General features: G+C 73.7%; 20 protein-coding genes. 14 read left to right on the forward strand and 6 right to left on the reverse strand.

Features of this window, described 5'->3' with window-relative positions; genetic code table 11:
• Positions 1-53 precede the first annotated feature (53 nt).
• From LUZ64_RS21960 to LUZ64_RS22005, 10 genes are all read left to right on the forward strand, one after another.
• A complete protein-coding gene (locus LUZ64_RS21960) occupies positions 54-977 on the forward strand; it encodes a helix-turn-helix transcriptional regulator (protein WP_095582556.1) in 924 nt (307 codons plus the stop codon).
• 485 nt (positions 978-1,462) lie between these two features.
• The gene (locus tag LUZ64_RS21965; RefSeq protein WP_170116819.1) at positions 1,463-3,457 is read left to right on the forward strand and encodes an alpha-1,4-glucan--maltose-1-phosphate maltosyltransferase; all 1,995 of its coding nucleotides are present in this window, start codon (positions 1,463-1,465) and stop codon (positions 3,455-3,457) included.
• On the forward strand, positions 3,454-5,187 hold the full coding sequence (gene treS / locus LUZ64_RS21970) for a maltose alpha-D-glucosyltransferase (protein ID WP_095582554.1): 1,734 nt from the start codon (positions 3,454-3,456) through the stop codon (positions 5,185-5,187). Before LUZ64_RS21965 ends, treS begins: the two co-directional genes overlap by 4 nt.
• 315 nt (positions 5,188-5,502) lie before the next feature.
• A complete protein-coding gene (locus tag LUZ64_RS21975) occupies positions 5,503-7,203 on the forward strand; it encodes a maltokinase N-terminal cap-like domain-containing protein (protein WP_232389957.1) in 1,701 nt (566 codons plus the stop codon).
• 532 nt (positions 7,204-7,735) lie between these two features.
• Complete coding sequence (glgB, locus tag LUZ64_RS21980) at positions 7,736-9,928, forward strand: 1,4-alpha-glucan branching enzyme (protein WP_232389982.1); 2,193 nt, start codon at positions 7,736-7,738, stop codon at positions 9,926-9,928.
• Positions 9,929-10,410: 482 nt separating this feature from the next.
• Positions 10,411-10,698, forward strand: coding sequence for a hypothetical protein (locus LUZ64_RS21985; protein WP_095579481.1), 288 nt, complete (start codon positions 10,411-10,413; stop codon positions 10,696-10,698).
• Between the two features lie 31 nt (positions 10,699-10,729).
• Positions 10,730-12,652, forward strand: a complete 1,923-nt coding sequence (locus LUZ64_RS21990; RefSeq protein WP_232389956.1) for a S8 family peptidase — start codon at positions 10,730-10,732, stop codon at positions 12,650-12,652.
• A 12-nt stretch (positions 12,653-12,664) separates the two neighbouring features.
• Positions 12,665-12,919 (forward strand): hypothetical protein, encoded by a 255-nt coding sequence (locus LUZ64_RS21995; RefSeq protein WP_095579480.1) that lies wholly within the window; start codon positions 12,665-12,667, stop codon positions 12,917-12,919.
• Positions 12,920-12,929: 10 nt separating this feature from the next.
• Positions 12,930-13,193, forward strand: coding sequence for a hypothetical protein (locus LUZ64_RS22000; protein WP_232389955.1), 264 nt, complete (start codon positions 12,930-12,932; stop codon positions 13,191-13,193).
• A 214-nt stretch (positions 13,194-13,407) separates the two neighbouring features.
• Positions 13,408-14,316, forward strand: coding sequence for an AfsR/SARP family transcriptional regulator (locus LUZ64_RS22005; RefSeq protein ID WP_095583791.1), 909 nt, complete (start codon positions 13,408-13,410; stop codon positions 14,314-14,316).
• Positions 14,317-14,376: 60 nt separating this feature from the next.
• Here LUZ64_RS22005 and LUZ64_RS22010 read toward each other — a convergent pair whose 3' ends face one another.
• A complete protein-coding gene (locus LUZ64_RS22010) occupies positions 14,377-16,080 on the reverse strand; it encodes an MFS transporter (RefSeq protein WP_095583792.1) in 1,704 nt (567 codons plus the stop codon).
• A gap of 171 nt (positions 16,081-16,251) precedes the next feature.
• Between LUZ64_RS22010 and LUZ64_RS22015 the strand changes: the two genes are divergently transcribed.
• Together LUZ64_RS22015 and LUZ64_RS22020 are read left to right on the forward strand one after the other, a co-directional pair.
• Positions 16,252-16,860 (forward strand): TetR/AcrR family transcriptional regulator, encoded by a 609-nt coding sequence (locus tag LUZ64_RS22015; protein WP_095583793.1) that lies wholly within the window; start codon positions 16,252-16,254, stop codon positions 16,858-16,860.
• A gap of 100 nt (positions 16,861-16,960) precedes the next feature.
• Complete coding sequence (locus LUZ64_RS22020) at positions 16,961-17,386, forward strand: MmpS family transport accessory protein (RefSeq protein ID WP_095583794.1); 426 nt, start codon at positions 16,961-16,963, stop codon at positions 17,384-17,386.
• On the opposite strand, the gene LUZ64_RS22025 is transcribed toward LUZ64_RS22020, so the two are convergent.
• Positions 17,379-17,831, reverse strand: a complete 453-nt coding sequence (locus LUZ64_RS22025; protein ID WP_232389954.1) for an RICIN domain-containing protein — start codon at positions 17,829-17,831, stop codon at positions 17,379-17,381. The genes LUZ64_RS22020 and LUZ64_RS22025 overlap by 8 nt on opposite strands.
• 110 nt (positions 17,832-17,941) lie before the next feature.
• Here LUZ64_RS22025 and LUZ64_RS22030 point away from each other — a divergent pair, with 110 nt between their 5' ends.
• Positions 17,942-18,721 (forward strand): hypothetical protein, encoded by a 780-nt coding sequence (locus LUZ64_RS22030; protein ID WP_095583796.1) that lies wholly within the window; start codon positions 17,942-17,944, stop codon positions 18,719-18,721.
• Between the two features lie 40 nt (positions 18,722-18,761).
• On the opposite strand, the gene LUZ64_RS22035 is transcribed toward LUZ64_RS22030, so the two are convergent.
• The 4 genes from LUZ64_RS22035 to LUZ64_RS22050 form a co-directional block, all read right to left on the reverse strand.
• Positions 18,762-19,595 carry a carbohydrate ABC transporter permease gene (locus LUZ64_RS22035; protein ID WP_232389981.1) on the reverse strand — a complete coding sequence of 278 codons (834 nt, stop codon included), beginning with the start codon at positions 19,593-19,595 and terminating at the stop codon, positions 18,762-18,764.
• A gap of 97 nt (positions 19,596-19,692) precedes the next feature.
• Positions 19,693-21,060 (reverse strand): extracellular solute-binding protein, encoded by a 1,368-nt coding sequence (locus tag LUZ64_RS22040; protein ID WP_095583798.1) that lies wholly within the window; start codon positions 21,058-21,060, stop codon positions 19,693-19,695.
• Between the two features lie 90 nt (positions 21,061-21,150).
• Positions 21,151-21,849: a response regulator gene (locus tag LUZ64_RS22045; RefSeq protein WP_095583799.1), complete on the reverse strand. Its 699-nt coding sequence runs from the start codon at positions 21,847-21,849 to the stop codon at positions 21,151-21,153.
• Positions 21,846-23,567, reverse strand: coding sequence for a sensor histidine kinase (locus LUZ64_RS22050; RefSeq protein ID WP_095583800.1), 1,722 nt, complete (start codon positions 23,565-23,567; stop codon positions 21,846-21,848). The genes LUZ64_RS22045 and LUZ64_RS22050 overlap by 4 nt, the downstream gene beginning before the upstream one ends.
• Before the next feature lie 151 nt (positions 23,568-23,718).
• Here LUZ64_RS22050 and LUZ64_RS22055 point away from each other — a divergent pair, with 151 nt between their 5' ends.
• Entirely contained in the window at positions 23,719-25,098 is a 1,380-nt protein-coding gene (locus LUZ64_RS22055) for a cation:dicarboxylate symporter family transporter (RefSeq protein WP_372471978.1), read from the forward strand.
• The last annotated feature ends 17 nt before the right edge of the window (positions 25,099-25,115 follow it).

Consider the following 25,115-nt stretch of genomic DNA (forward strand, 5'->3'; position numbering starts at 1 on the left):
TGACCCTGGCAGGGGCAGGCGGACGCCGCGCCCCCTGATGTTGACTGGGGCGCATGGACACACCTGCTGAGTTGGGAGATTTCCTCCGTACGCGCCGGGCCCGCCTCCAGCCGGAGGACGTGGGCCTGGTGGCGTACGGGAGGAGCCGGCGCGTGCCGGGGCTGCGGCGCGAGGAGCTGGCACAGCTCGCCGGGGTGAGCGTGGCGTACTACACCAGGCTGGAGCAGGGGCAGTCGGGGAACGCCTCGGACGGCGTGCTGGACGCCCTGGCGCGGGCGCTGCGGCTGACCCCGGACGAGCACGCGCACCTGCGGAACCTGGCCCGGCCGGGCCGGACGGGCCGGACGGGCCGGCGGGCCGGCGCACGGCCGCAGAGCGCGGGGGCGGGGGTGCGGCAGCTGGTGGCGGCGATGGGCACGCCGGCGATGGTGCTGGACCTGCGCCACGACGTACTGGCCTGGAACCCGCTGGGCCACGCCCTGATGGCGGGCCACCTCGACGCCGGTGGGCCCGACCGTCCGGAGGAGCGGCCGAACACCCAGCGGATCCTCTTCCTGGACAGCCACGCGCGGGAGCTCTACCCGCGGTGGGAGGAGGAGGCCAAGCGGGCGGTCGCCGCGCTGCGGCTGGCGGCGGGCGCCCGCCCGGAGGACCGGCGGCTGGCGGAGCTGATCGGCGAACTCTCCATGCGCAGCGAGGAGTTCGCGGCGCTGTGGGCGCGGCATCCGGTGCGGGACTGCACCTCGGGGACGAAGGTCTTCCACCATCCGCTGGTGGGGTCGATGTCCCTCCAGTTCGAGATGATGCGGCTGCCGGACACGGACGGCCAGCGGCTGCTGGCCTTCAGCGCGGAGCCGGGTTCCCCGTCGGAGGCGGCGCTGCGGCTGCTGGCCGCGTCGGTCTCGGAGACGGCCATTCCGCGTCCGCATGGTGGACCGCGCATGGGTGCGGACCGCTCCCGGGGGATCACCGGCTGATGCAGCGGGGCGACCCGGAAATACGCCACGCGTACGCGCGGGTCACGGGCGGCCGGACGGTACTACGGCCTTCCGCGGCGGATCAGGGCGGGCGTTACCCCGTCCGGCCGCCGCTTACCCCCTTTTCGCTCATTGCACACGATCGGCTCAACGAGGAGACTTCATACGGGTGACGGAGTGCCGTCCGTCCTCCCCACACGGTGCCAGGGGAACTACGCACCGGTAGTTCCTCCGGGGCGGGCATGCCCGGCCGGGACCGGTGGGAAAGCTCCATCGGTATGCAGGGAAGTCACGCGCCAGCCGTATCGCCTCCTCCGCCCTCGCCCCCGTCGCACGGTCCCGTCGTCTCCGCATTTCTTCCGCACCCACCCGGGTGAACGCGGACCGGAGCGGTCATGCCCGCACCCGGCCGGCCGCCGACGGAGCAGATAGAAAGAACCGAACCCGTAAGGCCGCCCGATTCCGTCGAACCTCCAGGTGATCCCATGATCGGTCGCATCCCCGTCCTGGACCTCGGCCCGCTCGTGGACTGCGGTCGCAGGCCCGTCAAAGCGGTGGCCGGTGAGACCTTCCAGGTCACCGCCACGGTGTTCCGCGAGGGGCACGACGCGCTGGGCGCCAATGTGGTCCTGCGCGATCCCGCGGGCCGGTGCGGCCCCTGGACGCCGATGCGGGAGCTCTCGCCCGGCACCGACCGGTGGGGCGCGGAGGTGACGCCCGGCACCGAGGGCCGCTGGACGTACGCGGTGGAGGCGTGGGGCGACCCGGTGGCGAGCTGGCGGCACCAGGCGGGCATCAAGATCCCGGCGGGCATCGACACCGAACTGGTCCTGGAGGAGGGCGCCCTGCTCCATGAGCGGGCCGCCGCCGGGGTGCCCAAGAACGAGGGCCGTGAGGTCGTGCTCGCGGCGGTCGACGCGCTGCGGGACACCGGCCGCCCGGCCGCCGCCCGGTACGCCGCGGCCCTCGCGCCCGCCGTCTCGGCCGCCCTGGCCGCCCATCCGCTGCGCGAGCTGGTCACCACCAGCCGCCCGGTGCCGGTGCTCGTGGAGCGCGAGCGGGCCCTCTTCGGCTCCTGGTACGAGCTGTTCCCCCGCTCCGAGGGCGCGCTGCTGCCACCGGACGGCCCGCCCGTCAGCGGTACGTTCCGCACGGCGGCGGAACGGCTGCCGGCGATCGCGGCGATGGGCTTCGACGTCGTCTACCTGCCCCCGGTGCACCCCATCGGCACCGCCTTCCGCAAGGGCCCCAACAACTCCCTGACAGCGGGCCCGTACGACGTCGGCAGCCCCTGGGCTATCGGCTCCGCGGACGGCGGCCACGACGCGCTCCATCCGGACCTCGGCACCTTCGAGGACTTCGACCACTTCGTGGCGCGGGCGCGCGAGCTGCGGATGGAGGTGGCGCTGGACCTCGCGCTCCAGTGTTCCCCGGAGCACCCCTGGGTGCACAAGCACCCCGAGTGGTTCCACCACCGCGCCGACGGGACCATCGCCCACGCCGAGAACCCGCCGAAGAAGTACCAGGACATCTACCCCCTGGCCTTCGACGAGGACTTCGACGGAATCGTCCGGGAGACGCTGCGGGTGATGCGCTTCTGGATGGGCCACGGCGTGCGGATCTTCCGGGTCGACAATCCGCACACCAAGCCGGTGGTCTTCTGGGAGAAGGTCATCGCCGAGCTGGGCCGCACCGACCCGGACGTGGTCCTGCTCGCCGAGGCGTTCACCAGGCCCGCGATGATGCGCACCCTCGGCGCGGTCGGCTTCCAGCAGTCCTACACCTACTTCACCTGGCGCAACGGCAAGCGGGAACTCACCGACTACCTCACCGAGCTGGCGGGCGAGGCGGCCGCCTCCATGCGCCCCAACCTCTTCGTCAACACCCCCGACATCCTGCACGCCTATCTCCAGGAAGGCGGCCGGGCGGCGTTCGAGATCCGGGCCGTGCTCGCCGCCACGCTCTCCCCCTCCTGGGGCGTCTACGCCGGCTACGAGCTGTGCGAGAACACCCCCGTGCGGCCGGGCAGCGAGGAGTACCTGGACTCCGAGAAGTACCAGCTGCGCCCGAGGGACTGGGCGGCGGCCGAGCGGGCGGGCACCAGCCTGGCCCCGCTGCTGACGCTCCTGAACCGGCTGCGGCGGCGTCAGCCAGCCCTGCGCCGGCTGCGCAACCTGCGCTTCCACGACGCCGACAACGACGCCGTCATCGCCTACTCCAAGCGGGCCGGCGGCTCGTGCGTCCTCATGGTCGTCAACCTCGACCCCCACCACACCCAGGAGGCCACGGTCTCGTTGAACATGCCGGAACTCGGCCTCGATTGGCACGAGTCCGTCCCGGTGCGCGACGAGCTCACCGGAGAGACCTATCACTGGGGCAGGGACAACTATGTGCGCCTCGAGCCGGGCCGTTCCCTCGCGCCCGCGCACGTGTTCTCGCTGCGACCGTCCTCACCGATCGGAGGGTCACCCACACCATGATCGTCAATGAGCCCGTCCACGACACGTTCGAGGACACCCCCGCCAAGGACCTGGATCCCGACTGGTTCAAGCGCGCCGTCTTCTACGAAGTGCTCGTGCGGTCCTTCCAGGACAGCGACGGCGACGGCATCGGCGACCTCAAGGGTCTGACGGCCAAGCTGGACTACCTTCAGTGGCTGGGCGTCGACTGCCTCTGGCTGCCGCCGTTCTTCCAGTCCCCGCTGCGCGACGGCGGCTACGACGTCTCCGACTACACCGCGGTGCTTCCGGAGTTCGGCGACCTCGCCGACTTCGTGGAGTTCGTGGACGCGGCGCACCAGCGGGGCATGCGCGTCATCATCGACTTTGTCATGAACCATACGAGCGATCAGCACGAATGGTTCCAGCAGTCCCGCACCGACCCCGACGGCCCGTACGGCGACTACTACGTCTGGGCCGACGACGACAAGCAGTACCAGGACGCGCGGATCATCTTCGTGGACACCGAGTCCTCGAACTGGACCTTCGACCCGGTCCGCAAGCAGTACTTCTGGCACCGCTTCTTCTCCCACCAGCCGGACCTGAACTACGAGAACCCGGCCGTGCAGGAGGAGATCCTGGCCGCCCTCCGGTTCTGGCTGGACCTCGGCATCGACGGCTTCCGGCTCGACGCGGTGCCGTACCTCTTCGCCGAGGAGGGCACCAACTGCGAGAACCTCCCGCGCAGCCACGAGTTCCTCAAGCGCGTCCGGGCCGAGATCGACGCCCACTACCCGGACACCGTGCTGCTGGCCGAGGCCAACCAGTGGCCCGAGGACGTCGTCGACTACTTCGGCGACTACGCCGCGGGCGGCGACGAATGCCATATGGCGTTCCACTTCCCCGTGATGCCGCGCATCTTCATGGCCGTCCGGCGGGAGTCCCGCTATCCGGTCTCGGAGATCCTGGCCAAGACCCCGGCCATCCCGTCCGGCTGCCAGTGGGGCGTCTTCCTGCGCAACCACGACGAGCTCACGCTCGAGATGGTCACGGACGAAGAGCGCGACTACATGTACGCGGAGTACGCCAAGGACCCGCGGATGCGCGCCAACATCGGCATCCGGCGCCGCCTGGCCCCGCTGCTCGACAACGACCGCAATCAGATCGAGCTGTTCACCGCGCTCCTGCTGTCGCTGCCCGGCTCGCCGATCCTCTACTACGGCGACGAGATCGGGATGGGCGACAACATCTGGCTGGGCGACCGCGACGGGGTGCGCACCCCGATGCAGTGGACGCCCGACCGGAACGCCGGCTTCTCCTCCTGTGACCCCGGCCGGCTGTATCTGCCGACCATCATGGACCCGGTCTACGGCTATCAGGTCACCAACGTCGAAGCCGCCATGAGCAGCCCCTCCTCGCTGCTGCACTGGACGCGCCGCATGATCGAGATCCGGAAGCAGAACCCCGCCTTCGGACTCGGCTCGTACACCGAGCTGGCCTCCAGCAACCCCGCCGTGCTCGCCTTCCTGCGCGAGGTCCGCGTGCCGGGGCAGCGGGACGACGACCTGGTCCTGTGTGTGAACAATTTCTCCCGTTTCGCACAGCCGACCGAGCTCGACCTCCAGATGTTCAGCGGCCGCCACCCGGTCGAGCTCATCGGTGGAGTGCGCTTCCCGGCCATCGGCGAGCTGCCCTATCTGCTCACCCTGGCCGGCCACGGCTTCTACTGGTTCCGGCTGCGCCACGGCGCGCCGCCGCCGGCCGGGCACTGAGAGCCGGACCCCGTGCGCGTCCCGATCGGCCGCGCACGGGCGGTTTTCCCTTCCGAACCCTGGGAACCCTCACTACTACGCACGGGCCGGGCCGACCGGATCGCCATCGCTCGAATCCGCCGCGGCGGCCGCACAGACCGCCCTCCGCACGCACCGCTAGCACCGCACGCATCGCACGTACCGCATGCAGAGGCCGCTGGGGCTGACCGTACGGACGATCCTCGCCCGACACGTCCCGCACCGCGCACCGGTCAAAGCCGCAATCCGGGACACTTTGCCCTACCTGTCGTGTGCCCGGGGAAAGGACGCGACGCCATGTCGGACGCTGCACCGTCCCGCCGGGAAACCGCCCGCCGGGGGACGCCCCCCGGACCGCTGCTGTCCTCGGTCCGCGCCGGGTCGGGCACGGCCGCGCCCCGGCCGGACGCCGAGGGGCCGGGGCTGCTCGGCTCGCTGGTGCCGCTGCTGTCCGAGTGGCTGCCGTGTCAGCGGTGGTTCGCGGGAAAGGGCCGCCCGATCACCGGGTTCACCCTCGTCGCGGCCACCGAGCTGCTCCCCCACTCCGCCGGGGGCTCCGCGCCGGGCCTGCTCCACGTCCTCGTCCGGGCCCAGCAGCCCGGCTCCCCCACCGGCCACACGGGCCCCACGGGAGCCACGGCGGCCGGCGGCCCCGCCGTGCACGCGGGTACCGACGACTGCTACCAACTGCTCCTCGGCGTCCACGACGTCCTGCCGCCGCACCTGGCCCCCGCCCTCATCGGCCGGCCCACCGGCGGCCCGCTGCGCGGCCGCGCCGTCTACGAGGGCCTCGCCGACCCCCGGCTGGCCGCCCTGCTCCTGGAGCGGCTGCGGGTGCCCGGCCGGCTGGGGCCGCTGCGCTTCACCCGCGAGGAGGGCGCCGTCATCGCCGCCGGACTGGCACCGCGGATGCTCAGCGCCGAGCAGTCCAACTCCTCCGTCGTCTACGGCGAAACGTATATCCTCAAGCTCTTCCGCCGCGTCTGCCCCGGCACCAACCCCGATCTGGAACTGCCCCTCGCGCTCGCCGGCACCCCCTGCGACCGGGTGCCGCCGCCCGCCGCCTGGTTCGAGGCCGAGCTGCCCGGCAGCGACGCGGGGCCCATGACCCTCGGCGTGCTCCAGCCCTACCTGCCGGGCTCCGCCGACGGCTGGCAACTGGCCCTCAGCGCGCTGGCGGTACGGGCCGACTTCACCGCCTCCGCGCGCGCCCTCGGCCACGCCACCGCCGAGGTGCACGGCGCGCTCGCCGAGGCGCTCCCCACGGTCGTCCTGCGCCGCCCCCAGCTCGAACACCTGGCCGCCTCGATGGCCCGGCGGCTGGACGCCGCGGCCGACGCCGTCCCCGCCCTGCGCCCCTACCGGGCCGCGCTGCGCTGCGCCTACGACGAACTGGCGGCGCTCGGCCGGGCGGGCCGCACCTGGCGCGCCCAGCGCATCCACGGCGACCTGCACCTGGGGCAGGCGCTGCGCACGGCGCGGGACGGCCGCTGGGCGCTCATCGACTTCGAGGGCGAACCCGCCCGCCCGCTGGCCGAGCGCTGCCGCCCGCAGCCCGCGGCCCGGGACGTGGCCGGCATGCTGCGCTCCTTCGACTACGCCGCGGCGGTCGGCCGGGCGACCGCCACCACCTGGTCGGCCCGGGCCCGCGCCGCGTTCTGCGAGGGCTACGCCGGGGTGCGCGAGGACCCTCGCGAGGACCCACAGCTGCTGCGCGCCCACGAGACCGACAAGGCCGTCTACGAGGTCCTCTACGAGGCCCGGCACCGCCCCGACTGGCTCCCGGTCCCCATGTCCGCGATCCGCCGGCTCGCGGACCCCCGGGCCGTGGACGAACGGGACGGGCCGGGACCGTCCACCGCCCGGGCGCCCGGCACGGGCGCCGCCGCGCGGGCGGCCGCCGTGACGTACCGGCACGGCCCCGGCGCGGACGGCGCGGCCCGCCCCGGAAGCACCCCCGGCCCCCCGGGGCCGCCGGGCCCCGAGGAACCCACGTGAACCGTCGACCCGCACCAGACACGACTCCCCGGTCACCGGCCGGGGCCGCGAGGAGGACCGCCCCGTGACCGCTCGACCGCCGTCCAGCCGACCGCCGCACGAGCCCGGCGCCGAACCTCCCGGCGGCCCGGCCGGGATCCCCGCGACCTTCCTCCCGGAGGGGGCGCGGACCCGGCGGGCCGCGCCGTCCCCGGGGCCGGGAGACGACGGCGCGGCACGGGAGCCCGGCGCCGGTGACGGCCCGTCGCCGGCCACCCCGCCGGCCGCCGGGCCCCGGGCCGGGGGCCAGGACGGGGACCGGCCCGGCGGCGCCGTAGCCCTCGATCCGGCGGAGCGGGAAACCGACCCGGGCGGGATCGCGCCCGAGGGCCCGCGGGCGGGCGGCGGGCCCTCGGCGGCGGATCCAGCGGCGGTTCCACCGGGCGCGAGCCCGAACGCACCCGGTCCGGCCGGCGACAGGCACGGCGGCTCCCCCGCCGGGCCCTCCGGCGCCACCGGCCCGCGCCGCCCGGCGCCCGCGGCCCGGCGCGGCGTGCGGCCCGCCGAGCCGCTCGGCGACGAGGAGCGCGGGCGGCTGCTGGGCGGATCCCACCACGACCCGCACGCGCTGCTCGGCGCGCACCCCGTCCCCGGCGGGGTGGCGTTCCGGGCCCTGCGCCCGTTCGCCCGCTCGGTGGCGGTCACCGGCGCCGGCCTGCGGGCCGAGCTGTACGACGAGGGGGACGGCCTCTTCGCGGGGGTGCTCCCGCTGCGCGAGATCCCCGACTACCGGCTCCTGGTGACGTACGACGACGCGGAGCTGGAGCTCCAGGACCCGTACCGCTTCCTGCCCGCCCTCGGCGACCTGGACCTGCACCTCGTCCGCGAGGGCCGCCACGAGGAGCTGTGGCGGGCGCTCGGCGCGGTGCCCATGACGCACGGCGGCGTGCCCGGCACCCGGTTCACGGTCTGGGCGCCCAACGCCCGGGGCGTGCGCGTGGCCGGCGACTTCAACTACTGGGACGCCACGGGCCACCCGATGCGGTCCCTGGGCGCGTCCGGGGTGTGGGAGCTGTTCCTGCCGGGCATCGGCGAGGGCGCGCTGTACAAGTTCCAGATCACCCGCCCCGACGGCTCGTACACCCTGCGCGCGGACCCGATGGCCCGCCGCACCGAGGCGCCCCCGGCCACCGCGTCGATCGTGGACGTCACGCACCACGTCTGGCGGGACGAGGAGTGGATGGCGCGCCGGTCGGCCACGCCCGTGCACGAGGCGCCCTTCTCCGTCTACGAGGTGCACCTGCCGTCGTGGCGCCCCGGCCTCAGCTACCGGCAGCTCGCCGACCAGCTCCCCGCGTACGTCAAGGACCTGGGGTTCACCCACGTCGAGCTGATGCCGGTCGCCGAGCACCCCTTCGGCGGCTCGTGGGGCTACCAGGTCACCGGCTTCTACGCGCCGACCGCGCGCCTCGGCACTCCCGACGACTTCCGGTACCTGGTGGACGCGCTGCACGCGGCCGGCATCGGGGTGCTGATGGACTGGGTGCCGGCGCACTTCCCCCGGGACGACTGGGCGCTGGCGGAGTTCGACGGCCGGCCGCTGTACGAGCCGGAGGACCCGCGGCGGGCCGCCCACCCGGACTGGGGGACGCTGGAGTTCGACTACGGCCGCACGGAGGTCCGTAACTTCCTGGTGGCCAACGCCGTCCACTGGTGCCAGGAGTTCCACATCGACGGGCTGCGCGTGGACGCCGTGGCGTCGATGCTCTACCTCGACTACTCCCGCGAGCCGGGGCAGTGGACGCCGAACGTCCACGGCGGCCGGGAGAACCTCGACGCGGTGGCGTTCCTCCAGGAGATGAACGCCACCGTCTACCGCCGCTGCCCCGGCGTGGTCACGATCGCCGAGGAGTCCACCGCCTGGGACGGCGTCACCCGCGCCACCCACCACGTGGGCCCCGGGGGCTTCGGCGGCCTGGGCTTCGGGCTGAAGTGGAACATGGGCTGGATGCACGACTCGCTGGTCTACGTCTCCAAGGAGCCGGTCCACCGGAAGTACCACCACGGTGAGATGACCTTCTCCATGATCTACGCGTACAGCGAGAACTACGTGCTGCCCATCTCGCACGACGAGGTGGTGCACGGCAAGCGCTCCCTGGTCTCCAAGATGCCGGGCGACTGGTGGCAGCGGCGCGCCACCCACCGCGCGTACCTGGGCTTCATGTGGGCGCACCCGGGCAAGCAACTCCTCTTCATGGGACAGGAGTTCGCGCAGGGGGCGGAGTGGTCCGAGAGCCACGGCCCCGACTGGTGGCTGCTGGACCCCTCGTACTCCGCCGAGGCCGACCACCGGGGCGTGCGCGACCTGGTCCGCGACCTCAACGCGGCCTACCGCGCCGAGCCCGCGCTGTGGCAGCGGGACACCGTGCCCGAGGGCTTCGAGTGGGTGGACGGCGACGCGAGCGAGGACAACGTCTTCGCCTTCCTGCGCTACGACGCGGAGGGCTCGCCGCTGCTCGCCGTCAGCAATTTCTCGCCGGTGGTCCGGCACGGGTACACGCTGGGGGTGCCGGCCCGGTACACCGCGTGGGGCGAGTACCTGAACACGGACGCCGAGCGGTACGGCGGTGGCGGCGTGACCCATCCGGACCCGGTGAAGACGGAGGCGGTGCGCAGCCACGGCCGGCCGGCGAGCGTCACGGTGACGCTGCCGCCGCTGGCGACGGTGTGGTTCCGGCCGGTGTGAGAGCGGTCGGGGCGTGACGGCATGCCGGCGCCCTGCCGGGCGGGCGGGGCGGCGGGGTACGCGGTGACGGGCCGGGGGCCGGCCGCGGGCGGGCGGCAGGGCGGCAGGGGCGGGCGCGTGGCCACGCACCCACGCCCGGGGGCCCGCGGCCGCCGGGCGGGCGGCAGGCGGCACTGCGGCGGCGCGGCAGGGGCGGGCGCCCCTGCCGCACGCCCACGCCCGGGGCGATCGGGTACGGGGTGACGCGCCGGGGACCCCGGCCACAGGCGGCCGCGTGGGAGGGGCTGGCGAGCGGGGCGCCCACGCCCGGGGCCCCGTCCGCCGGGCGGGCGGCACGCGGCCGGGCGCCGGGGGCGGGCGCCCCGCCGCGCGGCGGCCCCGTGACGCCGCCGTGACGGGCCGGTGACGTCGGTTTCACTAACGTCGGCCGGGCCCAGTGATCCGGCGGCAGCCGTGGGGTCGGGGGTGTCGGAGGTATCCCGATGGCCGAGGTCGTGGTCCAGCTTCGTACGCCGTCGCGCGGTCCCTCGGCCGACGGCCCGGCGTCCGGCGGCACCGAGGGTGCCGGGGACGGCGTCGACGGCTGTCTGCGGCGGCGGTTCGGGCTGGCCTCACGTCCCCTGCACCCCGGCGCGGGCGACCCGGAGGCCCTCGTGTGGCGCACGGTCGACGTGCCCGCCGGGGTGGACGCCGAGTCGGTCGCCGAGGCACTGCGCGCCCGTCCGGACGTCGCGGCCGCCTATGTGAAACCCCAGGCGGGCCTGCCGTGACGCAGTCCCTTCACGCGGTGAGGAGAGTGCCGTGCCCCAGTCCTCAGGTGCGGAGAGTTCCGGCGGCTCGCCGCCACCGCCCGAATCGCTCTTCGGGCGGCCCGAGTTGGTGTGCGTGACCCGCCCCGGCGCCGGGGTGCGGATCACGGCGAGCGGCGCGACCGCGGACGCGGACGTCGCGGTGGGCGCCCTCGACGCGGTCGCGGCCGAGTCCGACGTCGTCATCACGCCGCTCTTCGGCGTGGACCGGCGGGCGGCGCGCGCGCCCTCGGACGGCGCGGGCGGCGCGGACGGCACAGGCGGCGCCGACGGTGCCGTCGCGACGGGCGGCCCGGCCGCCGACGACGCCGCCCGGCGGACCCTCGACACGATGGCGCTCTTCTACCACGTGGACGCCCCGGCCGACCGGCTGGAGGAGCTGGCCGAGCGGCTCCGCTCCTCGGACGCCGTCGAGGCCGCGTACGTCAAGCCCGGAGTGGACCTGGCGGTCCAGCGGGCGGAGCGGAAGACGGTGCCGCGGCAGGCCGCGAAGACGGCGAAGAAGGCGGTGAAGAAGGCCGTCCGGAAGGCCGGCGGCACGGTGGGCCGGCAGGGCGGCCCCGGCGGCGCCGACCCGGCCGCCGTCCTCAACGACATGGCCCCGGACGTGGCCGACGCCCCGCCCGTCACCCCGGACTTCACCGCCCGCCAGGGCTATCTGGACGCCGCGCCGGGCGGGGTCGACGCCCGTTACGCCTGGACGCTGCCGGGCGGCCGGGGCGCGGGGGTCCGGGTGATCGACTGCGAGTGGGGCTGGCGCTTCACCCACGAGGACCTGCTGCGGAACCAGGGCGGCATCGTCTCGGGCACCGGCAGCACGGACACCGGCTTCGTGAACCACGGCACCGCGGTGCTCGGGGAGATCGGCGGCGACGTCAACGCCTTCGGGGTCACCGGGATCTCGCCGGACGCGGTGACGAGCGCCTCGGCGTTCTCGATCCCGACGGCGACCGCGATCCGCAACGCGGCCGACCGGCTCGGCCCGGGCGACATCATCCTGCTGGAGATCCACCGGCCGGGCCCCCGGGCCACGGGCGCCGGCCAGCAGGGCTTCATCGCCGTCGAGTGGTGGCCGGACGACTACCTGGCGATCCGCTACGCCGTCGACCGGGGCATCACGGTCGTCGAGGCCGCGGGCAACGGCGCGGAGGACCTGGACCACCCCGCCTACGACACCCCGCAGCCCGGCTTCCCCGCCTGGTGGCGCAACCCCTTCCGGCGCACCGCGCTGGACGCCGGAGCCGTGATCGTCGGCGCGGGGGCCCCGCCTCCGGGGACCCACGGGGCGGACCACGGGCCGGACAGGTCCCGGCTCGACTTCTCCAACTTCGGGGCCTGCGTGGACGCCCAGGGCTGGGGCCGCGAGGTGACCACCACCGGCTACGGCGACCTCCAGGGCGGTACGAGCCAGGACCTCTGGTACACCGACCGGTTCAGCGGCACGTCCAGCGCCTCCCCCATCGTCGTGGGGGCCCTGGCGGCCACGCAGGGCGTGCTGCGGGCGAACGGCAGGATCCCGCTGTCGCCCGCGCGCTCACGGCAGCTGCTCCGGGCCACGGGCTCGCCGCAGCAGGACGCCCCGGGCCGGCCGGCCACGCAGCGCATCGGCAACCGGCCGAACCTCCGGCAGCTGATCCCCGCGGCCCTCCAGACGGCCACGTGGGTGGGCGTGCAGTTCCGCGCCACGCTGCCCGGCGGCCGGACGGGCCGCTGGTTCACGCACAGCTGGCCGGCCCACTGGCACGTGGTGTGGACGGTCGTGCCGACCAGTCCGCGCCCCGGTGCCCCGCAGGTCCGCTGGAAGGTACGGGTCGAGCGGGCGAGCGACGGCTTCGCGACGTACTGGATCGACGTGACCAACCTCGTGACCGACCCGGTCGACTTCGAGGCCCGGTTCGCGGTCCTCGGCTGGTGAGAGGAGACAGGCATGCGCGTAGGCACGCAGTTCACCGGAACCCTGGCCCCGGGCCAGACCGGCCGCTGGTTCACCCACAGCTGGCCGCAGGAATGGCACGTCATCTGGTACTTCATGCCCACGAGCCCGCAGCCGGGGGCACCGCAGCTCGAATGGGAGACCCAGGTCGAGCGCGCCTCCGGGACGCTGGTGACGTACTGGCTCACGGTGCGGAACCTCAGCAGCGCCCAGTTGCAGTTCGAAGGCCGCTTCGCGGTCCTCAATTAGGGAGTCGGGCATGAAGGTCACGATCACGGTCGCGGACGGCGAGGCGGCGGTCGCGGTCACGTCCCCGGCGGGGGCCGAGCGGTCCCCGGCGACGGCGGCGGGCGGTGACGCGGGGGCGGCGGCGCCCACCGGCGGCGAGTCACCGGACCCCGGCGCGGCCGTCGACGCCGGAGGACCGCCGAGCTGGCTGACGGAATCGGTGGGACGCGCGGGGGCGGTGTCCGGGGGTGAGACGCCGGGGGGGAACGCGGGCGGGCCGGCGGTGGGGGGCTGAGGGCGGGCGCTTTCCGGCCCTTTCCCTCCCGCGCCCGGGAGCCCGCGCCCCCGGGTCCCGTTCCGGCCTGCGCGCGGCCTCCTGGAGCGCCGGACAGGCCGGAGTCCCACCCCGAACCGGGCGTCCCCACCTATCCCTTGGCATCCCTTAACAAACCGGGCATCCTCATGAAGGGAATGCGGCACCCGTACGACGTGCCCGGTTTGGGGGAACCATGTCCGTCCTCAGAGGTGGTACAGCAGACATCCCGGCGCAACGGTCGGCGCTTCCGGAACAGCCCTTACCGCCCGCCCCGCCCGTCCCTACCGCCCTGTCCGCCCCGCCGGAGCCACCGCGCCTCGCCCTCCAGCTCCTCGGCGGGTTCCGGCTCACCCGCGACGGCCGCGACGGCCGCGATGTGGAACTCCCCGCCGGAGCACAGCGCCTCGTCGCCGTGCTCGCCCTGCGCGGACGCCTCAGCCGGAGCCGTCTCGCGGGGACCCTGTGGCCGGAGACCGAGGAGCACCGGGCCCTCGCGCGGCTGCGGACCGCGATCTGGCGGGTCAACCAGGCCGCGCCGCGGCTGGTGGTCAGCTCCGGCGCCCAGGTCGCCCTGCACGCGCGCGCCGACGTGGACGTGGCCGTGCTGGTAGACCACGCGCTACGGGTGTTCCGGGGCGGGGAGGCCGATCCGGCCGCGGCCTGGTCCCCGGAGGGCACCGGCGCGGACCTGCTGCCGGACTGGGCGGACGAATGGCTGACCCACGACCGTGAGCGGCTGCGCCAGATGCGCCTGCACGTGCTGGAGCGGATGGTCGAGAGCCTCTGCGAGGGCGGCCGGTTCGGGCTCGCCATCGAGATCGCGCTACGGGTGCTGCGCGCCGACGTCCTTCGGGAGAGCGCGCACCGCGCCCTGGTGCGCGCCCATCTCGCCGAGGGCAACGTCGGCGAGGCCGTGCGCGCGTACCAGGCGTGCGTCGAGATCCTCCGGCGCGAGCTGGGCGTGGGGCCCTCCCGGGCGACCAGCGAACTGCTCGCGGGCCGCGCCCTCGGCCGTACGGCGGCGTCCCGGGGCCCGGAACCGGCCGTCCCCACGGCCGCGTTCCCCGCCCGCGTCCGTACGACCGCTCCCCGCACCCCCTGACCGTACGGCCGTGCCCCGCTCCCCTCGAAGGGTTGCGGGGCACGGTCACCGGCGGACGGTTCAGGCGCGGGAATCGGCCTTCTCCGCCGACGGCTCGGCCGCCGGTCCCTTCCCGCCGTCGCTCTTCGCCGCCACGGCCGAGGCCCCCGCGGCCTGCGCGCCGCGGCGCGGCAGGAGGAGCGCCACCACGACCGTGCCCACGCCGAGTACGACGGCGCCGACCACGCTGGTGTGGGCGACGGAGTCGGCGAACGCCTTGTGCACGGCCTCGACCACGGTCTGCGCCTGCTGGGCGCCCAGCTGTGCGGCCTTCTCGGCGCCGACCTTGGGCGCGGCGCCTGCCGCGACCTGCTTGCCGACCTCCTCGGCGACGTACAGCCCGGCGCCGACGGAGTCCTGCGCGGCGTCGAGCGCCTTCGCCGGCAGCTTCGGGCCGCCGCCCGCGGCGACCTTCGCGGCCGCGTCGGCGAGGTTGGAGGAGTAGGTCTTGGCGAGCACCGTCCCCAGGATGGCGATGCCGAGCGAGCCGCCGAGCTCGATCGAGGTGCTGTTGACCGCGCCGCCGACACCGAGCTGGGTCTCCGGGAAGGAGCCCATGATGGCGTTGGTGCAGGGCGACAGGGACAGGCCGATGGCCAGGCCCAGGATCATCAGCGGTACGAGGAAGTCGTCGTACGTGGAGCCCGCGTCGACGCGGGTGAGCAGCGCGATGGCGACCGTGCCGACGGTCATGCCCAGGGCGACGGTGACCTTCATGCCGAACTTCGGCGTGAGGAAGGCCGTCAGCGCGCCGCCGACGAAGACGGCCCCGGCCAGCGGCAGCATCCGCACACCGGTGTCGAGCGGCGAGTAGCCGAGCACGAACTGGAGGTGCTGGGTGAGGTAGTAGAAGGCGCCGAACACGGCGAGGAAGAACAGCGCGACGGCCAGCGTGGAGCCGGCGAAGGCGCGCTTCGCGAAGCGGCGGACGTCCAGGACGGGCCGCGGGTGGCGCAGTTCCCAGAGGACGAAGAGGACGAGGCCGACGCCGGCCAGCACGGCCGCGGTGATCGCCTTGGCGCCCCAGCCGAAGTGCGGGCCCTCGATGATCATGAAGATCAGGGAGCCGACCCAGACGACGGACAGCGCGCCGCCGATGTAGTCGATCCTCTCGACGCCGGACGCCTTGGACGGCGGGACGAGCAGCAGGGCGCCGACGATGCCGAGCGCGGCGATCGGCACGTTGATGAGGAAGGTGGAGGCCCAGCCGTGGTCCTCCAGCAGCGCGCCGGCGACCAGCGGGCCGACGGCGATGGCGAGGCCGGCCGTCGCGGTCCAGATGGTGATGGCCTTCGCGCGCTCCTCGCGCGGGAAGGTCGCCGCGAGCAGCGACAGGGTGGCGGGCATGATCATGGCCGCGCCGACGCCCATGACGGCGCGGGAGGCGATGACGCCGGCCGAGCTGTCGACGAGCGAGCCGGCGACGGAGGCCGCGCCGAAGACGAAGAGGCCGAGGACGAGCGCGCCGCGGCGGCTGTACTTGTCGCCGACGGCACCGAGGATCAGCATCAGCGCGGCGTACGGGACGGTGTAGCCGTCGATGACCCACTGGAGGTCCGAGCTGCCGAGGCCGAGGTCCTTGACCATGTCGGGGGCCGCCACCGTCAGGGACGTGTTCGCCATGACGATGATCAGCAGGCTGAGGCAGAGGACCGCCAGTGCCGGCCAGCGCCTCTTGTACGGACCGTCCATCTCGTCGACCGGGGTCGACATCGCGAGGCCCATCGGGCCACCCCTTCCGTAGCTTGCACACAACTTGCACACTGCTGTGCAATTACACAGCAGTGTGCAAGTTACGGGACCACGCGGTCGCGTGCAAAATGAGGGGCACGATGTCGGCCAACGGCCGCGTCCGCAGCACCACCTCCCCGATCGACCCGACCGAGAAGAGCCCCCATGGCCGGCAGAGCGGACGCCAACCGGCGCCGCATCATGGACGTCGCGCTCGCCGAGCTGCTGCGCGACCCGGACGCGAGCATGGATCAGATCGCCCGCGCCGCCGGCGTCGTCCGGCGTACGGTCTACGGCCACTTCCCCAGCCGGGACGCGCTGATGGGCGCCCTCGTCGACGACGCGGCGAGCGCGGTGGAGATCGCCCAGGCCGAAGCCCTGCACGAGGTGGACGACCCCGCCGAGGCGCTGGCCCGCTCGATGCTCGCCGCCTGGGACATCGCCGACGGCTACCGCCTGCTGATCTCCCTCGCCCAGCGCAGCGTCACGGTCGAGGGCATCCACCGCCGGCTGGAGCCGGTGCGCCGCGAGTGCGCGGCGATGCTCCAGCGGGGCCTGGACGAGGGCCGCTTCGCCTCCCCGCTCCCGGCGATCGCCCTCGCCTACGTCCGCGAGCAGGTCCTCTTCGGCCTGATCCAGGCGGTCAACGAGGGCGTCCTGGACCCCGCGGAGGCGGGCCGCTCGGCCGCGGTGACGACCCTCACCGCGGCGGGCGTGCCGGCGGCGGAGGCGGCGGAACTGGTGGCCCGGCTGCCGGGTGCGGGAACGGACTGACGACCCTCGCGGGCGGACGCCGCCCGTCCGCCGCGCGGGCCTTGATTTTACTTTCCTTTGACGTTTTCATGGGCTTCTCTCCCACCATGAAGGAAGTCCCATGAAGCGTCCCCTCCGTCACACTCTGTCCGCTCTCGCCCTCACCGGACTCGCCCTGGCGGCCGTCGGCTGCGGCGCGGTGAAGGAGAAGGCGGAGGAGAAGGTGACCGAGAAGGTCGACCAGGCCACCAACGAGACGTACGAGGTGACCTACGAGATCACCGGCTCGGGTACCGCCTCCGTCGACTTCAACGGCGGCAAGGGCACCGCCACCGCGCCCGAGCTGGAGACCCTCGCGGAGGCCGAGCTGCCCTGGACGAAGACGGTCACGCTCAAGGGGATCGCCGCGCCGACCGTCCAGGCCGTGATCGTCGACGGCGAGGTCAGCTGCAAGATCACGCACAAGGGGAAGGTCATCAAGGAGAACTCCGCCAAGGGCGCGGCGGCGGCGGCCTCCTGCGTCGCCATGTCCCCGATCGTCAAGTAGCGGGCACCGGCGCCTCCTCCAGGCGCCACCACTGGCCGGGGCTGTCCGTGTCCTCCCACTGCCGTACGTTCGCCCCCGGCTCCGCCGACGCGTCCTCGACCTCCAGCAGCAGCCCGCTGATGTGGGCGACCAGCGTGACGGTGCCCGGCGCGTCCAGGTGCCGCTCGATGAGCCACTCCTGGGCGCCGTAGTTGTTGGCCTTCCACTGCTGGACGTTGGCGCCGTTCTCGGTGGAGGCCCCCGCGACGTCCAGCCGCTTTCCGCTCGCGACGTTCACCAGATGGTGCAGCCCGCCGCCCTCGTGCACGGGCTTCACGTGCCACAGCTGCGCGGCGCCGCCGTCCTCCACGTTCTGCCGAACGTCGGCGCCGCTGCCCTTGCGGCCGCCCTCGACCTCCAGCAGCAGCCCGCTGCCGACGTTGCGCACGCGGTACGTGCCCTCCATGAGCTCAGCACCTCTCATCACGATTCAGGCACGACGAAAACATATTGATCTCTTTACCTGCACATGACTATAAGTTGGCCTCTCACCGATCCAGCAGAGGAAAACGTTTCATGCGCCGCACCATTGTCCGTCGTACCGCTGTCACCGCCTCCGCGGTCTCGCTGGCCCTGCTCGTGAGCGCCTGCGGCTCGGACAACAAGTCCGAGGCCAAGGACGAGCCCAAGGGCAAGGCGTCGCAGAGCGCCCCGGCCGCCGGCGGCGGGAAGGCCCTCTCGAAGGCCGAGCTGGAGAAGCTCATGGTGACCGAGGCCGACGTCCCGGGCCACAAGGTCACCGAGGCGACCGCGGCGGACCTCGCCACGGCCAAGGCCGTGTCCAGCGACAAGGCCGAGTGCAAGCCGCTGGTCGAGGCGATGAACCTGCACGGCGCCGGCGCGCCGACCGCGACCGTGACCCGCAAGGTCATGGCGCTGCCGAAGTCGCCGTCCACGGCCCCGGACGCCTCGCCCGAGGACAAGGCGAAGGCCGCCCTCGGCGCCCTCGGCGCCACGATCACGGCGGACACGCTGGGCGCGCACAGCGACGAGAAGGCGGCCGGCGAGGCCCTCGCCGGGCTGAAGAAGGCCGGCGCGGCCTGCGCCGGCGGCTTCACCGTGACCGCCGACGGCGACAAGACCAAGATGACGAAGGTGGCGCCCGCCGACTACACCGCGGGCGACGAGGCCGTCGCGTTCACCCTCGGCCTGGACGTGGAGGGCCAGACCGCCCCCACGCACCTGGTCGCGGTCCGCAAGGGCAGCACGGTGGCCACGTTCTACGCCCTGAGCCTCACCGGCCAGGCCGAGCAGCCGAAGGCCGTCGTCGACGCCCAGGTGAAGAAGCTCGGCTGAGCCGAGCCGGCGCGGGAGGAGGCGCGAGCACCTCGGACGCTCAGACCTCCTCCCGCATCAGCCGTAGATAGACCACCGAGAACACCGCCCCCACCAGCAGCAGAAGCAGCGCCACCGCCGTCCCGTACCCGATCAGCGACTTCAGGAACGCCCGGTCGTACATGAACACCGGCAGCGTCTGGCTGCGATTGCCCGGCCCGCCGCGGGTCATGGCCCAGATGAGGCCGAAGACCGACAGCGTCTGGAGGGTGTTGAGCATCAGGTTGGTGGCGATCGAGCGGCGGATCATGGGCAGGGTGATGTGCCAGAAGCGGCGCGGCCCGCTCGCCCCGTCGACCTCCGCGGCCTCGGTCACCTCGCGCGGGATCCCGGAGAGCGCGGCGGAGTAGACGAGCATCGAGAAGGCCGTGCCCCGCCAGACGTTGGCGAAGGAGACCGCCAGGATCGGCAGCGTGAACAGCCAGTTCTGGGCGGGCAGATGGAGCTGCTCCAGGACGGCGTTCAGGGTCCCGCGCCGGTTGAAGAAGGTGTAGAGCAGGAAGCCCGCCACGATCTCGGGCACCACCCACGCCGCGATCACGACCGCCCCCGTCAGCGCCCGCACGGGCCGTGACGCCCGCCGCATCAGGGCGGCCAGGGCGAAGCCCAGCGTGTTCTGGCCGACGATCGACGACACGACCGTGAAGAGCAGCGTCAGCACCACCGCGTTGCGGAAGTCCTCGTCGGCGAAGGCCCGGCGGAAGTTGGCCAGGCCGACGAAGGACGCGGACTCCTGCCCGGTCAGCTGGGTGTCGGTGAAGGCCAGGTAGACGCAGTACGCGATGGGGCCGGCGAGGAAGACGAGCAGCAGGAGCGTCGCCGGGGCGAGCGGCAGCCACCGGGCCGCCCGCCGCGCCGCGCCGCGGCCGGCCGGTCCGGTGACGGCCCGCCGGCCCGTGCCGGGCGGGGCGAGCGCCCCGGCGCCGGGCACCTCACCGCTCCCTTACGGTCACGCCGTCGCCGCCCGCGATCGACCTCAGCTCGTCGTCGTAGCGCCGGGCGGCCCGCGCCACCGACGCGTCGCCCGTCGTCACCGACTCCATCGCCTCCTGGATCGCGCTCGACACCCTCGGGTAGACCGGCAGCGCGGGCCGGTAGTGGGTGTACTCCACCAGGCCCGTGAAGAACCGGATGCCGGGCATCGACGACAGGTACTCCGGCGCGGCCGCCACGTCGTCCCGCACGGCGATCTGGGCGTCCCGGACGGTCCAGTCCGTCGCGTTCTCCTTCGTCTGGAGCGTCTCGATCACCTGCCAGGCGAGGTCGGCCTTGCGGGACTTGGCGCCGATCGCCCAGGTCCAGCCGCCCGACAGGCTGACCGCGCCGGGTGCCGCGCCGTCCTGGGTCGGGAACGGCGCCTGCCCCAGCACCTTCGTCCACCTCGGCCACGGTTTGTCGCCGGACGGCTGCCAGTTCTTGCCGAGCCAGTTGCCGTCCAGGGCGATGGCGAGCTTGCCCGAGGGGAGCCAGTCGGTGGCGACCCGGGCGTCGACGTGCGGGTCCAGGGCGTCGGAGGGGTCCGGGCCGAGCTTCTCGGCGTAGACGGTGCGGACGAACTCCAGGGCGTCCCGGAACCCCTTTCCGCCCGCGATCCACTTCTTCGCCGCCGGGTCGTAGAGCGGGTCCTTCCCCGTGCCGTACAGGAGCATCGCGAAGCCCTGCATGGTGGCGGCCTCGCCCGGCCCCTTGCCGGTGTACACATTGAGCGGGGTGACGCCGGGGACCTTCTCCTTGACCGCGCGGGCGGCCGCCAGGACGTCCCGCCAGGTCCGCGGGTGCCAGTCGGCGGGCAGCCCGGCCTTGGCGAACAGCTCCTTGTTGAACCACAGGCCCCGGGTGTCGGTGCCGTCCGGCACCCCGTACGTCTTCCCGTCCTCCCCCCGCGCCGCGGCCTTCGCCGTGGGGGCGAAGCGCTCCCAGTCCCGCCAGCCGGCCAGCTTGTCGTCCAGGGGTCTGAGATATCCGGCCTTGATGTCGGAGTTGATGAGGAAGGTGTCCTCGCGGACGACGTCCGGGGCGGTCTTCGGCGACCGCATCATCTGCTGCACCTTGGCGTAGTAGTCCGCCTGCGACGCCTGCACCGGGACCAGCTGGAGCTTCTTGCCCTTGTGCGCGCGCTCGAACTGCTTCTTGATCCCGGCCAGATGGTCGTCCATGATCCGGACCTTGTTGTCGGTGCTGCGCTGGTAGGCGATCTTCACGGTGTCCGGGTCACCGCCCGAACCGCCTCCGCAGGCGCTGAGCGGGACCGCCGCGGCGAGCGTGGCGGCGGTGAGGAGCAGAGAGGTGGTGGAACGCACGGCTACGACCTCCTACGAGCGTCGGCCCTTCGTGAGGAGTGACGTTCCCTCCTTGGCCCCGCCCCACGCGTCCGCCGTCGCCCTCCCAGGTCAGGGGCTCAGCCAGCGGTAGCGCAGCTCCGGCCGGCCCACCTGCCCGTAGCGCGGGGCGCGGGTGGCCCGGCCCGTGGTGACCAGGTGCTCCAGATAGCGGCGGGCCGTGATCCGTGAGATGCCGAGGCAACCGGCCGCCGTGGCCGAGGAGATGCCGTCGGGGCCCGCCTCGCGCAGCGCCGCCGTGATCGTCCGGAGGGTGTCGAGGCTGAGGCCCTTGGGCAGCGCGGCGGGCCGGGGCGCGCGCAGCGCGGCGAAGGCCGCGTCCACCTCCTCCTGGCCGCTGGCCTCCCCGGCGACCGCGCGGAACTCCGCGTAACGGGTGAGGCGGTCGCGGAGCGTGGTGAAGGTGAAGGGCTTGAGCACGTACTGGACGACGCCGAGCGAGACGCCCTCGCGGACGACCGCCAGGTCACGCGCGGACGTCACGGCGATGACGTCGGCCGTGTGCCCGGCCGAGCGCAGGGAGCGCAGGAGCTGGAGGCCGTGCCCGTCCGGCAGGAACAGGTCGAGCAGCAGCAGGTCGACGGGGGTCCGCTTGAGGAACTGCGAGGCGTCGCCCCGGGTGTGCACCACCCCGGCCACGGCGAACCCGGGCACCCGCCGTACGTAGAGGGCGTGCGCGGCGGCGGCGAGCGGGTCGTCCTCGACGACGAGCACGCGGATCGGGCTCGGGAGCGCCTGGGGCACGGTCATGACGGCGCCCCCGCCGGGGAGCGCTCCCCGGCCGGTGCCCGCAGCGGCAGCCGGACGGTGAACTCCGCGCCGCCGCCCGGCGCCTCGGCGACGGTGACCGTACCGCCGTTGCGCCGCGCGGCCTGCCGTACGAGCGCGAGCCCGAGGCCCCGGCCGTGCGGCGCGGTGCCGGGCGACTTGGTGGACCAGCCGCGCCGGAAGACCTCGTCCATGACCTCGGGGGCGACGCCGGCGCCGTTGTCGGCGACGCGCAGGAGCAGCGTGCCGTGTCCGTCCCCGCCCTCCGGCCCGTCCGCCCGCCCGCCGGTCGTTCCCCCGGCCGTTCCGTCGGCCCGTACGGTGACCGTGACGTGGGCGCGGCGAGCGCCGGTGCGCGGCGCCCGGTTCGCCTCCTCGGCGGCGGCGTCGACGCCGTTGTCGATCAGGTTGCCCAGGATCGTCACCAGGTCGCGGGCCGGGAGGCCGGGCGGCAGCAGCCCGTCGTCGACCCGGGTGTCGGGGGCCAGGAGGAGCTCCACGCCGTGCTCGTTCGCCTGGGCGGCCTTGCCGAGCAGGAGGGCGGCGAGGACGGGTTCGGCGACGGCGGCGACGACCTGGTCGGTGAGGGCCTGGGCGAGTTCGAGCTCGGAGGTGACGAACTCGACGGCCTCGTCGGCGCGGCCCAGCTCGATCAGGGAGACGACGGCGTGCAGCCGGTTCGCCGCCTCGTGCGCCTGCGAGCGCAGCGCCTCCGCCAGGCCGCGCACGGAGTCCAGCTCGCCGGAGAGCGCCTGGAGTTCGGTGTGGTCGCGAAGGGTGACGACGGTGCCGCAGCGCTCGCCGCCCGAGACCGGGGAGGTGTTGACGACGACGATCCGGTCGGCGGTCAGGTGCACCTCGTCCACCCGTGGCCCGGTGGCCAGCAGCGCCCGGGTGAGGGCGCGCGGCAGGCCGAGTTCCGCGACGGGCCGGCCGATCGACGCCTCGTCCAGGCCGAGGAGTTCCCGCCCGCCGTCGTTGATGAGCGCGATCCGCCGCTGTCCGTCGAGCATCAGCAGACCCTCGCGCACCGCGTGCAGGGTGGCCTGGTGGTAGTCGTGCATCCGGCTGAGCTCGGCGGCGTTCATGCCGTGCGTGTGGCGGCGCAGCCGGGCGTTGAGGAGGTACGTGCCGACCCCGCCGAGGGCGAGCGCGCCCAGGGCCACCCCGAGCAGGCCGATGAGCTGCCGCCGGACCTCGGCGCTGATCGCTTCGACGGTGATGCCCGCGCTGACGAGCGCGACGGTGCGGTCCCCGTCCATGACGGGCGCGACGGCCCGCACCGAGGGCCCGAGCGTGCCGGTGTACGTCTCGGAGAAGGTGCGGCCGCGCAGGGCGGGGCCGGTGTGGCCGAGGAAGGGCTCGCCGATGCGGGCCGGGTCGGGGTGGGTCCAGCGGATCCCGGACGGGTTCATGATCGTCACAAAGTCGACGCCGGTGTCGTGGCGGACCCGCTCCGCGTACGGCTGGAGGGTGGCGGCGGGATCAACGTCGTGGACCGCCCGCCGTACGACCGGCGCGGCGGCGACGGCGGCCGCGGCGGCGGTGACCTGGCGGCGCGCCGAGTCCTCGGCCTGACCCCGGTCCGAGACGTAAGCGAAGGCCGCGCAGCCGGCCACCACGGCGGCGACCAGCACGGTCTGCATCGCGAAGAGCTGGCCGGCCAGGCTGCGGGGGCGGGGTACGCGGGGTCTGCGCATGGCGGACAGTCTGCACCGGGGTGCCGTGGTGAACGTAATGCACGCAAGGGTGACCACGGTCACAGACCCGTGCATAGTCACCGGAGCCCCTCTCGTCGGGAGAGCGGGGCCGTGCAGGAGCCGCGTCGACGAGGAGACCTCCGTGACATCCGTGACAGCGCCGTCACCACCGGGCGAGGGCGGGCAGCCCCGCGCCCGCCGGGACCGTACGCACTACCTCTACCTCTCGGTGATCGCCGCGGTGGTGGCCGGCGTCGTGGTGGGCTTCGCCGCGCCCGGCGTGGCCGTCGAGCTCAAGCCGCTGGGCACCGGGTTCGTGAACCTGATCAAGATGATGATCTCGCCGATCATCTTCTGCACGATCGTGCTGGGCGTGGGTTCCGTCCGCAAGGCCGCCAAGGTCGGCGCGGTCGGCGGGCTGGCCCTCGGCTACTTCATGGTGATGTCGACGGTGGCCCTGGCCATCGGCCTGGTGGTCGGCAACCTGCTGGAGCCCGGCAGCGGCCTGCACCTGACCGAGTCGCTGCGGCACGCGGGCGAGGCCCAGGCCAAGGGCGCGCACGAGTCGACGGCCGACTTCGTCCTCGGCATCATCCCCACCACGATGGTCTCCGCCTTCACCGGCGGCGAGGTCCTCCAGACCCTGCTGGTGGCGCTGCTCGCGGGCTTCGCACTGCAGGCCATGGGATCCGCCGGCGAGCCGGTGCTGCGCGGGGTCGGGCACATCCAGCGGCTCGTCTTCCGCATCCTGTCCATGATCATGTGGGCGGCGCCGGTGGGCGCGTTCGGCGCGATGGCCGCGGTGGTCGGCGCGACGGGCGTGGACGCCCTCAAGTCCCTCGCCGTCATCATGATCGGCTTCTATGTCACCTGCCTGCTCTTCGTGATCGTGGTGCTGGGCACGCTGCTGAGACTGGTGGCGGGCGTGAACGTCTTCGCGCTGCTGAAGTACCTGGGCCGGGAGTTCCTGCTGATCCTGTCCACGTCCTCGTCGGAGTCGGCGCTGCCGCGCCTGATCGCGAAGATGGAGCACCTGGGCGTGAGCCGCCCGGTGGTCGGCATCACCGTCCCGACCGGCTACTCCTTCAACCTCGACGGCACGGCCATCTATCTGACGATGTCCTCGCTCTTCGTCGCGGAGGCGATGGGCGACCCGCTGTCGCTGAGCCAGCAGATCTCCCTCCTGCTCTTCATGATCATCGCCTCGAAGGGCGCGGCGGGCGTCACCGGCGCGGGCCTCGCGACCCTCGCGGGCGGCCTCCAGTCGCACCGCCCCGAACTGGTCGACGGCGTCGGCCTGATCGTCGGCATCGACCGCTTCATGAGCGAGGCACGGGCCCTGACCAACTTCGCGGGCAACGCGGTGGCGACGGTCCTGGTCGGCACCTGGACGAAGGAGATCGACAAGCCGCGCGTGGCGGAGGTCCTGAGCGGCCGGCTGCCGTTCGACGAGACGACACTGTCGGGCGACGGACACGGCCACGAGGCGGCACCGGAGCCTACGGAGCCGGAGCCGGTGAAGGCGGCGTAGGGGGCGGGGCCGGGCTC

It is taken from the genome of Streptomyces albireticuli, assembly GCF_021228125.1.
GTDB lineage: Bacteria > Actinomycetota > Actinomycetes > Streptomycetales > Streptomycetaceae > Streptomyces > Streptomyces albireticuli.

Excerpts from the sequence above, each read along its gene's own strand:
- LUZ64_RS21960 (WP_095582556.1), top strand. The coding sequence starts at position 54 with ATGGACACACCTGCTGAGTTGGGAGATTTCCTCCGTACGCGCCGGGCC.
- LUZ64_RS21965 (WP_170116819.1), top strand. The coding sequence starts at position 1,463 with ATGATCGGTCGCATCCCCGTCCTGGACCTCGGCCCGCTCGTGGACTGC.
- treS (WP_095582554.1), top strand. The coding sequence starts at position 3,454 with ATGATCGTCAATGAGCCCGTCCACGACACGTTCGAGGACACCCCCGCC.
- LUZ64_RS21975 (WP_232389957.1), top strand. The coding sequence starts at position 5,503 with ATGTCGGACGCTGCACCGTCCCGCCGGGAAACCGCCCGCCGGGGGACG.
- LUZ64_RS21985 (WP_095579481.1), top strand. The coding sequence starts at position 10,411 with ATGGCCGAGGTCGTGGTCCAGCTTCGTACGCCGTCGCGCGGTCCCTCG.
- LUZ64_RS21995 (WP_095579480.1), top strand. The coding sequence starts at position 12,665 with ATGCGCGTAGGCACGCAGTTCACCGGAACCCTGGCCCCGGGCCAGACC.
- LUZ64_RS22000 (WP_232389955.1), top strand. The coding sequence starts at position 12,930 with ATGAAGGTCACGATCACGGTCGCGGACGGCGAGGCGGCGGTCGCGGTC.
- LUZ64_RS22005 (WP_095583791.1), top strand. The coding sequence starts at position 13,408 with ATGTCCGTCCTCAGAGGTGGTACAGCAGACATCCCGGCGCAACGGTCG.
- LUZ64_RS22010 (WP_095583792.1), bottom strand. The coding sequence starts at position 16,080 with ATGGGCCTCGCGATGTCGACCCCGGTCGACGAGATGGACGGTCCGTAC.
- LUZ64_RS22015 (WP_095583793.1), top strand. The coding sequence starts at position 16,252 with ATGGCCGGCAGAGCGGACGCCAACCGGCGCCGCATCATGGACGTCGCG.
- LUZ64_RS22020 (WP_095583794.1), top strand. The coding sequence starts at position 16,961 with ATGAAGCGTCCCCTCCGTCACACTCTGTCCGCTCTCGCCCTCACCGGA.
- LUZ64_RS22025 (WP_232389954.1), bottom strand. The coding sequence starts at position 17,831 with ATGGAGGGCACGTACCGCGTGCGCAACGTCGGCAGCGGGCTGCTGCTG.
- LUZ64_RS22030 (WP_095583796.1), top strand. The coding sequence starts at position 17,942 with ATGCGCCGCACCATTGTCCGTCGTACCGCTGTCACCGCCTCCGCGGTC.
- LUZ64_RS22045 (WP_095583799.1), bottom strand. The coding sequence starts at position 21,849 with ATGACCGTGCCCCAGGCGCTCCCGAGCCCGATCCGCGTGCTCGTCGTC.
- LUZ64_RS22050 (WP_095583800.1), bottom strand. The coding sequence starts at position 23,567 with ATGCGCAGACCCCGCGTACCCCGCCCCCGCAGCCTGGCCGGCCAGCTC.